Genomic DNA, 11,508 nt, shown 5'->3' with positions numbered 1-11,508 from the left:
CTTAGTAATTTACCGCCTTCACCTGCGAGATGGCACCTTCCAGCTTCTCATCAACGACTCTGGCATCGTCTATATGCCTCTGGATCAGTTCGTTCACTTGGTCAAAAACCGACTTTGTATCCGCAATCTCACCTGCCACCTCCCGGGAATACCCCTTCTGGATGTTAATCATTTCCATCACTTCACTGACTTCTGATTCCACTGCATGGATAATGTTTGTAATCGAATCAATTTTGCTGGTAGTCTGGCCGCTCAGGGACATGCCGTCTTTAATTAATTCAGTGCTTGCGACAGTTGAGTGCAGCGTGGCTTTAATATCATCCTGAATATTTTTTGTCAGGGAGCTGATATTTGCCGTGCTTGTCGCTGTGCTTTCGGCCAGTTTCCGGACCTCATCCGCTACGACCGCAAATCCTTTTCCCTGTTCCCCGGCACGTGCCGCTTCAATGGATGCATTCAAGGCAAGAAGGTTCGTTTGCTCCGCAATATCTTTGATGACCTGAACAATCATCTCGATCTCTTTTGACCGTTTGCTTAACGCCTCCATTTTCTGTGAGTTCACTTCAAGCTGTTCTCCCAGCTGCTTAATCAGCTGTTCAGACTTGCTGACGGATCCGCGCCCTTCCTCCGAGCTTTTGACCATCTCTTTTGCAGATTGAATCAGATTTCCCCCTTTATCTGATAAAGTGAGGCTGTTTGAAAAAGTAGCTTCGCTATGCCTTTTTACATTTTCAAAACCGTCTTTTATTTTCAGAACCAGGTCTCCCAGCATATAGTGCTGACCATTGACGATCTCATGCTGGCTTACTGTAGTTGTCAAATCTTCATTAAATGATTGAATCAGTGTCTGATAATACTTTTCTCTGCGCTGAAACTCGTCTTCAGCCAACTGGAGTTTTGCTTCCAGTTCCCGCTTTTCGTCCTCCAGCTGCTTTAACTTTCCTTTTCCGAACATCCTTATCTCCCCATCTCCTATATACTCCTTTATTATATCGACAGAATACGTGAAATTTTGTGACCTTTTTCACTCTTTTTTAAAATATATAGGACTTTGTAATTAACAAAAATCTCTTTTCGTTTAAATTATTGTTTATCCTCATTAATGTCGTCCCGTTGATTTCCGCTCCAGGATGCTCGCTTTCCGCGGGGCGGGCGCTGAGCCTCCTCGACGCTTCGCGTCTGCGGGGTCTCACCTGTCCCGCTACTCCCGCAGGAGTCTCGCACCTTCCGCTACAATCAACTCAGAAAATATAATACAAAAGGCAGCAAACCTTGCAAAAACAGCCTAAAAAAAGAGACACCTGCCTAATATGGCAGGTGCCTCTTCTCTCTTATTTTTACCAGCGTGCAGTCAGCATCTTTCTTCTTGTATAGAATTCCACGCCATCCGTTCCGTTTGCGTGAAGGTCTCCGTAGAAGGAGTTTTTCCAGCCGGAGAATGGGAAGAAGGCCATTGGCGCCGGTACGCCGATGTTCACTCCAAGCATGCCGACCTCGATGTTTTCTCTAAAGTAGCGGACGCTGCTTCCGCTGTCAGTGAATAAGCATGCTCCGTTTCCGAAGTCGGATTTGTTCGTAAGCTCGATCGCTTCTTCAAGGTTTTTCACACGTACTACAGAAAGTACCGGTGCAAAGATTTCTTCTTTCCAGATTTTCATAGATGGATCTACATGATCAAAAATCGTTGGTCCGATGAAGTAGCCGTTTTCGTGGAAGGCTTCATCTTTGCGGCCATCCCGGACAAGGGATGCTCCTTCTTTTTCGCCAATTTCAATGTAATTGCTTGTGCGTTCCTTGTTTTCCTGGCGGATGACTGGGCCAAGGAACACATTTTCATCCAAGCCGTTTCCGATTGTCAGCTCACTCGCCTGCTCATTTAATTTAGCTACCAGCTCGTCGGCAATGGAATCCACGGCCACTACCACCGAGCAGGCCATGCACCTTTCACCTGCTGAACCGTACGCAGCAGCGATAATTTCCTTAACTGCACCATCAAGGTCTGCATCTGGAAGCACGATTGAGTGGTTCTTGGCACCAGCAAGCGCCTGAACGCGTTTGCCTTTTGCTGTTGCTGATTTGTAAATGTACTCGGCCACAGGCTGAGAGCCAACGAATGAAATCGCCGGTACATCCTGATGGTCAATCAGGGTGTTTACCACATCATGTGCACCATGAACAATATTGAATACTCCAGCAGGAAGCCCCGCTTCTGTGAACAGCTCTGCCAGGCGGTTAGCAAGGATTGGCGTTCTTTCTGAAGGCTTTAAAACAAATGTGTTGCCGCAGGCAATCGCAAGCGGGAACATCCAGCACGGAACCATCATCGGGAAGTTGAAAGGCGTGATCCCGCCAATAACGCCAACCGGATAGCGGTACATGCCTGATTCTATGTTTGTCGCAATATCCGGAAGCTGCTTGCCCATCATGAGGGATGGAGCACCTGCTGCAAATTCAACACATTCAATTCCCCGCTGCACCTCGCCATAGGCTTCTTTAAAGTTTTTGCCGTTTTCTTGTGTAATCAGCTTTGCCAGCTCTTCCCAGTTATCTATTAAAAGCTGCTGGTATTTAAATAGAATTCTCGCTCTTTTGGGCACCGGCGTTTTGCTCCAGGTTTTAAAAGCTTGCTTGGCTGCCTGAACGGCGTTATCGACATCTTCACGTGTGGAAATCGGTGTGCGGGCCAGCTCCTCGCCAGTTGCAGGGTTTGGCACCACTTCGAATTTATCCGTGTTGGCATCCACCCATTCGCCATTGATAAAGTTTTTTAATACCATTGTTGTTGTCGCTGTCATAAGTAAAATCCCCTTTCAAAATTAAAAGATAGAATATAAGAATATTGCCAGGAATAGTACAGCCGTTGGCATTGCTACACTTAAAATAAATATTGGCCAGTAGGCACGTTTGTGGGTTTCTCCGCATATCGCCCGGATTGTTGTCACCACATAGCCATTATGCGGGAGTGAATCCAAGCCACCGGATGCAAGCGCTGAAATCCGATGCATAGCACCCGGGTCCAGACCCTGAGAGAGATACATTGGCGCCAGGATCGGCAGTGCAATCCCCAATCCGCCGGATGCCGAACCGGTAATACCGCATATCAGCGTAACGGCTATCCCCAGTCCCATTAATGGCGGCCCCGGGATATTTATCAGTGCATCCACGAACGTATCAAACGCGGCAACCTGGGCTGCAACACTTCCAAACCCAACAACCGCACACGTATTAGCAGCTGCGACTAAGGCATCCTGGGCACCCTTGGCAAGTGCCTCCCAAAATCCGACCAAATACTTCATCATCAACAGACAAGCAAGAACGATGCCGCTGGTTAAGGAAATTAATGCGGCAGCTGTCGAAGAAGTAAAGTTGGCAGCCGTATTTAAAATCGCAATTACCGATGCCAGCGGCAATATGGCCAGGATGACATTCGGATAATCCTTCACTGCCGGAGCTGCATCCGGCCTTTGCATTTCCAGCTCAGATTCAAGAGCTGCTGCCGATTCATTGGCACCGGACGGCTGATTCGGCAAGGAGAATACCTCCCCATTCCGAACTGCTTTTTTCACCATTCTGCTAAGTAAAATACCACCTATAACCATGATCAAAAGAGCCATTAGCGCCCCGATAATTCCGCCTGCTGTCGGCTTTGTTCCAAAAAACTCTGTCGGAATCAGGTTTTGGATTTCCGGTGAGCCCGGTGCTGTCATCGTAAAAGATATCGATCCAAACACCAATGCCGCCGGGATGAAACGATGCGGCAGATTGGCCACTCTAAATAGGGAAACAGCGATTGGATAGACGGCAAAACCTACTACAAATAGGCTGACGCCTCCGTAAGTCATAATCGCCGCTGCTGCCACGACGGCAAATACCGCTTTTGATGGCCCAAGTGTATCCTTGACCCAATTTGCGATGCTGTCAGCCGCCTTGGTTACCTGCATAATTTTTCCGAATATGGCACCCAATAAGAAGATGAGGAACCATGAGTAAAAATATCCTGTAAACCCTGTCATATAATGCTCTGTCAGGGCTGTTTCAAGGTTTAGCCCTCCTGTAAGAGCAACTACAACTGCACTGATAATGGCGGCAATAATAATATTTACGCCTCTCATCGTTAAAACCATTAATAAAATCAGCGAAGCGATCAACCCGAGCATCCCAATCATCCGTATGTCCCCCTGTTACACTTTCTCTGTCTCAGAAGAAAACTGGTAATTATAGCAAACATGGTAAAGCTCTTCGAGTTCGTTTTTATTCGGAACTCTTGGGTTGTTGCCGGGGCTGCCGCTGTCGATGGCGTCGTCTGCCATCTTGGCCACTGCACTCTTAAATGCTTCCTCGTCAATACCCCATCCTCTTAAGTTAGGAATATTTAATTTTCGGCAAAGCTCTTTGACGGATTGAACAGCCACTTCCGCAGCTTCTTCATTGGTAAGGCTTTCATCATCAGGCTGAAAAATCCGGCCGATATCCGCTAAGCGGTCCACACATGCCTCCTGGCTGAACTCAAGAACAGCCGGCAGGAGCATGGCATTCGAGATTCCATGAGGAACGTGGAATAATGCGCCAATCGGACGGCTCATGCCATGCACAAGACATACCGATGCATTTGAGAAAGCCATTCCAGCCTGCAGAGATCCAAGGCTCATTGCTTCACGGGCATCGACATTGTCCCCTTCATTGTAAGCGGTTAATATATTTTCCACGATCAGCTTCATAGCCGATATCGCCATTGTGTCTGTCATCGGATGCGCCTTTTTGGAAAGATACGCTTCGACCGCATGACTTAGCGCATCGACCCCTGTTGCGGATGTGACATTCTTTGGTGATGAAAGGGTGAGCAGTGGATCCACAATCGCAACATTTGGCATAAAGGCGGGCTGTTTGATCATCATTTTGACATCATTGGATGAGTTTGTGATGACGGTTACATCTGTCGCCTCAGAGCCAGTCCCGGCTGTGGTCGGAATCGCTATGTGGGGAACCGGCGGATTCTGAACCAGTTTCTTCCCACCCATATACTCGCCGATATAACCGCCATTTGTTGCTAAGACTGCTATGGCTTTGGCTGTATCGATACAGCTGCCGCCGCCTACTGAAATGACAAGGTCACATTGCTGTTTTTGAAACAGCTCGAGCGCTTCTGCTACATACTCATCAGTTGGCTCTGATGCTACCCCGAGATATACCTCACTTTGCACGCCAGCCTCCTGAAGATAGGTTCTGCATTCGCTTACATATCCTAGCTGGTCCATTATTTTATCGCTGATTATTAATGCGTTTTTCCCTCTGAGTGCTGCTTCCTCGCCAACTTTTTCGGAAGATCCCCTTCCATAAAAAATCGTTTCCGGCACCCGGAAAACTGCAGGTTTCTCCATAGAACATCCACCCCTTTTTTTATTACCTTTATAACTTGCAAGGAGCGTGCCAACTTTGAAACCCGCTAAAATCAATGTTTGTTGTTTGCAATACTGTAGTCACTACACTACACCTGTAGATTTTTTGTAGTGTAATCACTACATCTCATTCAGGTTATGCCATGCTTTTTCAGCTTTTGATAAAGGGTAGTCCGATGAATTCCAAGCAGATCTGCAGCTCTTGATTTATTTCCGCCCGCTCTTCTTAAGGCATCCAGAATAATTTCAGACTCCCTTTGACTGCCCAGTAATTTAGCTTCCTCAATAGACCCTGCTGCCATGGCCTCTATTTTGAGAGTGGCTTCCGGCTTTTTCAGCATCTCCGGCAAATGATGATAGTCAATAACCTTCCCATCCACCAGGGTCACCAGCTGTTCCACCGTGTTCACCATCTCGCGGATATTCCCTCTCCACGGATGCTGGACAAAAGCGTTTACCGCCTCAGATGTGAATAGTTTTCCAGATACCTGATACCGTTCACAGATTTCCTTCAGGTAATGGACCAGCAGGACAGGTATATCCTTTTTCCGTTCCCGCAGCGGAGGGATATGGAGCTGGATGATATTCAGCCGGTAATAAAGATCCTCCCGGAATTCCCCCGTTTCAACCATTTGCATCAGGTTGCGGTTTGTTGCGGCAATCACTCTGACATTGATTTGATATTTCTTCAAGCCGCCGACTCGTTCAGCTTCCTTTTCCTGAAGGACCCGCAGCAGCTTGGTCTGCATAACAAGCGGCATTTCACCGATTTCATCGAGAAAAATGGTGCCGTTGTCTGCCAGCTCAAACTTCCCGGGCTTGCCTCCCTTTTTCGCCCCGGTAAAAGCGCCTTCTTCATAGCCAAACAGTTCGGACTCGAATAAATGCTCCGGAATGGCCCCGCAATTAACACTGATAAAGGGTCCGGTGGAAAAGGGGCTGAGATGATGGATGCTCTTGGCGAACATTTCTTTTCCTGTCCCGCTTTCCCCCGTGATAAGGACAGTAGCTGCAGTCCGTGCAGCCTTCCTTGCCAGCCGTTTCACTTCCGTAATCCCTTCACTTGTTCCAATAATTTGGTCAAGGGTAACCCGGCTGTCATTTTCCTTTTTCTTTGAGAAAAGGTCGGGCTTAGAATCTTGTTTTTCCTGCAGCTTTTCATAGATTTTATAAACTTCTGTTACTCCCTCAAAAATCAGCATTCCGATGGCCCCGGCAATCCGGCCTTCCTTCCAGAGCGGAATCCGGTGCACCACCATGTCATGCCCCTGGATGTTCTGGAGAACCCCGCGTTCGGCTATCCCGGTCTTTACCGTTTCATGAAGATGCGTGTTATCTATGACCTCAGTGACATGCCTGCCAATGGCATCCTCCCGCTTAATGCCGGTAAAACGGCTATAGGCTTCATTAAATTCCTGCAGAATCCCGTTTTCATCGACAACAGCTATACCCTCATAAGCACTTTCCAAAATGGCACCAAGTGCACCTTCGGAATTATGCTGCTGCCTTAGCTTATACAGATATTTGGAGAGTCCATCCAGGATATCCCTGGCTGTCAGGATGCCGAGGAGCCTGCCATCTTCACCTGTGACAGGAAGCTGATCATATGGAAGCGACATGATATCGAGGATCGAATCATCCGGCCGGACAGCTGCCTGATTCGACTTTGGGATGCTGCCAATTAAAGCATCTCCTGGTTTGCCCTGGGCAAAGTAGTTAAGCAGCTTCCTGGATGTAATCATTCCTACCAGGCGATTGGTTTCATCTGTGACAGGAAGACATTCCAGATGAAAATCCGCCATCATCTTTGAAGCCGCTGCCAGTGTCTGCCCCGGATGGATGCAAAACGGGCTTGGTGTCATCCAATTTTTCACTTTTAGGTGTTCATCATTAAGCAAGGTCTCTTTTTTATCAGAAATGGATTGAGGCATATAGAACCCCCTGTTAATCTCAATTTTCTAAATTATAACACTTTTAAAGAGGCAGATAGATTCCTATACGATTTGTGAGCAATACTAATAGAAACGGGAAATTTGCAAATAGAGCATTCCGGCACAGCGGGCGCCGCCGGATTTTAATAGAAAGAAAGACAGAGAGCCTAAGCCCCTCTGTCTTTCTGCTGCAATTTAGAAAATTGAGAATAAAATCACCGCTAAAATAACACCAAGGATTGGCACAATCACAGTCAATGCGCCAAATGCCGGATAGGCATCCTTATGGGACTCACCGCATATTGCCCGGATGGTTGTCACAACATAACCGCCATGCGGCAGGGAATCAATGGATCCGGATGATATCGCTACCACACGGTGAAGTTCACTTGCATTGACACCCATATCCAGATAATGCGGCGCCAAAAGCGGCAAGGCAATTGATTGGCCGCCGGAAGCAGAACCTGTCAGACCAGCAATGACAGCTACAGCCAGTGCGCCGCCGATTAAAGGGCTGCCCGGAATATTAGTCATGGCATCAACCGCACTTGCAAAGGCAGGGGTTGCTTTTGCCACACCGCCAAAGCCGACAACGGCCGATGTATTAGCAATGGCAATCAATGCGCCAATGGTTCCTTCGGATACAGCACCCCATACATTCTTGAAATACTTAAGATTAAGAAAATAGGTTGCAAAACAGCCGCTTAATAAGGCAATAATCAAGGCTGACTGTGCTAATGAGTCATGGAAAATAAACGAAATTACTAGGACGACCAAAAGCGGTATCATGCTTAATAATGGGTTGGGCAAGTTTTCACGGATTAGTGCAGAATCTGTTTCTCTTGCCTCAAATTTTTCTCCATTGCGAATCGCCTTGTTAATCATTTTCTTCAGCCACCAGTATCCAAATGCCATCATAAAGACAGCAACAATCAAGCTGACTTCCCAGGCAGCATATGGGGAAGTGCCCAGGAACTCAATCGGAATCCAGTTCTGGATTTCCGGGGAGCCGGCTGATGTCATTGTAAACGTAGTCGAACCGAAGGCAAGAGCTGCCGGAATGAATCTTCTTGGCAGGTTGGCTTCCTTAAATAGGCTCAATGCCATTGGATAGACGGAGAATGCAACAACAAACAGACTTACGCCGCCATAGGTTAAGACCGCGCAGGCAATGACAACGGCTAATGCAGCCCGCTTCATGCCAATCTTATCGATAATCCATTTGGAAACACTGTCTGCTGCCCCGCTGTCCTCCATTAGTTTTCCGAAAATGGCCCCGAATAAGAACATCAAATACCAGGATGTAATAAATCCGGCAAACCCGTTCATATAGTTGGTCAGAAAATTGACCTCTCCCTCGCCTGCGAGCTGAGGAAAGATCGGCAATCCACTGAATATTGCAACAATAAAAGCTGAAAGAGGGGCAGCAAGCAGCAGGTTCATCCCTCTCATCGTCAAATAGATGAGGAGCCCGATGCCCCCAAGCAATCCAATCATACTTAGCATAAGATCCTCCTATCAGAAAAGCGTAAGGCGCCCGCCTATCTAGGAACGCAGACTAAAACCGCCACGTCCTGCGGCAACGTCTGCATGACCCGCACCCTCCCAAAAGCTGCCGCTTTCGGTTGTACGATGTTTTTGCTGACGAAACCTTCCATGTCCTGCGGGCCACAAGCATAAGACAAGCCGGCTGAAAGGTTGTTCTTTAACCTTTTAGACGGATTGGCTTAGACCTGAGAGCCGATGGCGCCTGGAGCTAGACAATTATCGAACTTCTAAGATGTAAAATGGGTACAACGAAAACCCCAGCCTTTTCTCCTTCACCTTCTGTCCGCTACTGATCCTCTTTCCACCAAATGGCCTTTTACTCTTTGGATTTCAGGAGTGTCCGTGTCCCCATTAATATGCTCCAAAAGAAGGTTAATCGAATAATCAACCATTTCGTCGACCGGCTGATGCCAGGTGGTTAATTCATAAGATGACCAATCCGACATTGCCACATTATCAAAGCCTACAACAGATATATCCTCAGGAATTCGAATTCCCTGCTTTTTCAGAAAATCCATTGCGCCAAAAGCAGATATATCATTTGCACAGAAGATGGCATCTATCTTTTTATCCTGTTCCAGCAGCTTTCTGGCAGCAGCAAATCCCCCTTCATATGAATAAAGACCGTTTTCGGTTAGAAATGAAGAGATGCCGTGTTCTGCCAAAGCTTCCTGGAAGCCATTTTTCCGATCAACTGTTGTGGATGTATTCATCGGTCCGGAGATAAAGGCGAGATTTTCATGTCCTTTTTCTATCAGATAGTGGCCAATCCTTTTCCCGGCAGCAAAGTTATCGCATACAACAGCACTGCTTAAGGAATCGTTCACATATCGGTTAAACAGGACGACCGAGATGCCATTTCGGGTAAACTTCTGTACAGTCGAAGAGGTTAATAGCGCATCTGTGATGATGGCTCCCTCAACGCTGTATTCAATTAAATGGCTCACTTCATCCTCTTGGATCTCGTTATTCTGGGAGTTGATAAACATAACCTTGTACCCTTTTTCGGCAAGCCTGCTGTAAAACTTATCGAGGATTTCCGGATAAAAAGGGTTCTGGATATTCCGCATAACAACTCCAATGATGCGGGACTGATTGGTGATCAGACCCCGGGCAATGGCATTCGGCTGATATCCCAGCTGTTCGGCAGCATCCAGAATCAATTTTTTCTTTTTAGGTGAGATACTTGAATTTTCACTAAAAGCCCGGGATACGCTCGATTGGGAAACGCCTGCCAATCGGGCGACATCCGTGGCTGTCACTTTTTTATTTTTCAACGCATGTTCCTCCTGCCTTGATCTAGACAGAGAAATTATAACAGATTTTGCTTACTTCACGAGGCTGCTGTAGCGCTTCACACGAAGGTCAGCCTGGGCCTGGTGTCCTTTAAAGCCTTCAAGGTCGCATAGGCGGGATGCATATTCACCGATTTTCGCACTCGCTTCCGGAGTTGTTCTCTGGTATGTGCATGTTTTCAGGAATTTGCCTACCCATAGGCCGCCAGTGTAGCGGGCTGCCTTTTTCGTCGGCAGCGTGTGGTTTGTGCCGATTACTTTATCCCCGTATGCCACATTTGTTTCAGGCCCTAGGAATAGTGCACCGTAGTTTGTCATGTTTTCAAGGAAGTAGTTCGGGTCTTCCGTTAAAATTTCCACATGCTCATAAGCCAGTTTATCCGCTTCCACTACAGCTTCCTCCAGGCTGTCTACAAGAATGATAGAACCGTAATCCTTCCATGCCGCGCCTGCTACATCTGCTGTTGGCAGAGTCTCAAGCTGGCGTTCGATTTCTGCCACTGTTTCGTTCGCCAGCTTCTCTGAGGTTGTAATTAGACATGCTGGAGAGTTAGGTCCATGCTCAGCCTGTCCCAATAAATCCGTTGCAATGATTTCTGCATCGGATGTTTCATCCGCAATGACCAGAACCTCAGTCGGGCCTGCAAACAGGTCGATTCCTACTCTTCCGTACAATTGACGCTTCGCTTCCGCTACAAATGCATTTCCAGGTCCAACAAGCATATCAACCGGCTCAATGGTTTCTGTTCCGATTGCCATCGCACCCATCGCCTGGATTCCGCCGAGGATATAAATCTCGTCTGCACCAGCCAGATGCATTGCCGCCACCGTTGCAGAAGGAATTTCTCCTTTAATCGGAGGTGTGCAGGCGATCACGCGCTTAACGCCTGCCACTTTCGCCGTCAGCACACTCATGTGGGAGGAAGCAACCATCGGATAGCGTCCGCCGGGAATATAGCAGCCGACACTGTTTACCGGAATATTTTTGTGTCCAAGGAACACGCCAGGCAAAGTCTCTACTTCAATGTCCTGCAGTGCTGCTTTTTGATGCTGGGCGAAATTGCGGATTTGTTCCTGTGCAAATTTAATGTCATTGATTGTTTGTTCGGGTACAGATGATACGATTTCCTGGATTTGCTCTTCCGTTAATCTGAATTGCTCCGGTGACCATTTATCGAACTGCTCGGAAAGTCTGCGTACCTCTGCATCTCCGTTATCTTCGATTTTTTTTAAAACTTCACTAACCGATTCTCTTACTTTTACATCTGCTTCCTGTACCTCTTGATCGTTTTTACCCTGTTTTAGGAAAGTTGCCATTTTGATATCACTCCTGTTTTT

General features: G+C 47.3%; 8 protein-coding genes. All 8 read right to left on the bottom strand.

From position 1 onward, the window contains the following. Nucleotide 1: 1 nt before the first annotated feature. Complete coding sequence (locus NSQ49_RS14630) at nt 2–955, bottom strand: methyl-accepting chemotaxis protein (protein WP_251283354.1); 954 nt, start codon at nt 953–955, stop codon at nt 2–4. Between the two features lie 382 nt (nt 956–1,337). Further along, a complete protein-coding gene (locus NSQ49_RS14625; protein ID WP_251283355.1) occupies nt 1,338–2,795 on the bottom strand; it encodes a CoA-acylating methylmalonate-semialdehyde dehydrogenase in 1,458 nt (485 codons plus the stop codon). 21 nt (nt 2,796–2,816) lie between these two features. Beyond that, nucleotides 2,817–4,166: a GntP family permease gene (locus NSQ49_RS14620; protein WP_251283356.1), complete on the bottom strand. Its 1,350-nt coding sequence runs from the start codon at nt 4,164–4,166 to the stop codon at nt 2,817–2,819. Between the two features lie 15 nt (nt 4,167–4,181). Next, the gene (locus NSQ49_RS14615; protein ID WP_251283357.1) at nt 4,182–5,378 is read right to left on the bottom strand and encodes an iron-containing alcohol dehydrogenase; all 1,197 of its coding nucleotides are present in this window, start codon (nt 5,376–5,378) and stop codon (nt 4,182–4,184) included. 149 nt (nt 5,379–5,527) lie between these two features. Further along, entirely contained in the window at nt 5,528–7,327 is a 1,800-nt protein-coding gene (locus NSQ49_RS14610) for a sigma-54-dependent Fis family transcriptional regulator (protein ID WP_251283358.1), read from the bottom strand. A 195-nt stretch (nt 7,328–7,522) separates the two neighbouring features. Beyond that, entirely contained in the window at nt 7,523–8,833 is a 1,311-nt protein-coding gene (locus NSQ49_RS14605; protein ID WP_251283359.1) for a GntP family permease, read from the bottom strand. Nucleotides 8,834–9,147: 314 nt separating this feature from the next. Further along, the gene (locus NSQ49_RS14600; RefSeq protein WP_251283360.1) at nt 9,148–10,152 is read right to left on the bottom strand and encodes a LacI family DNA-binding transcriptional regulator; all 1,005 of its coding nucleotides are present in this window, start codon (nt 10,150–10,152) and stop codon (nt 9,148–9,150) included. A gap of 51 nt (nt 10,153–10,203) precedes the next feature. Then, nucleotides 10,204–11,487: a histidinol dehydrogenase gene (gene hisD, locus NSQ49_RS14595; protein ID WP_251283361.1), complete on the bottom strand. Its 1,284-nt coding sequence runs from the start codon at nt 11,485–11,487 to the stop codon at nt 10,204–10,206. Nucleotides 11,488–11,508: the final 21 nt, after the last annotated feature.

It is taken from the genome of Cytobacillus sp. FSL R5-0377, assembly GCF_038004385.1.
Taxonomy (GTDB): Bacteria; Bacillota; Bacilli; order Bacillales; family Cytobacillaceae; genus Cytobacillus.
The sequence above is the reverse complement of the archived record's forward strand: the minus strand, read 5'-3'. Positions and strand labels throughout refer to the sequence as shown.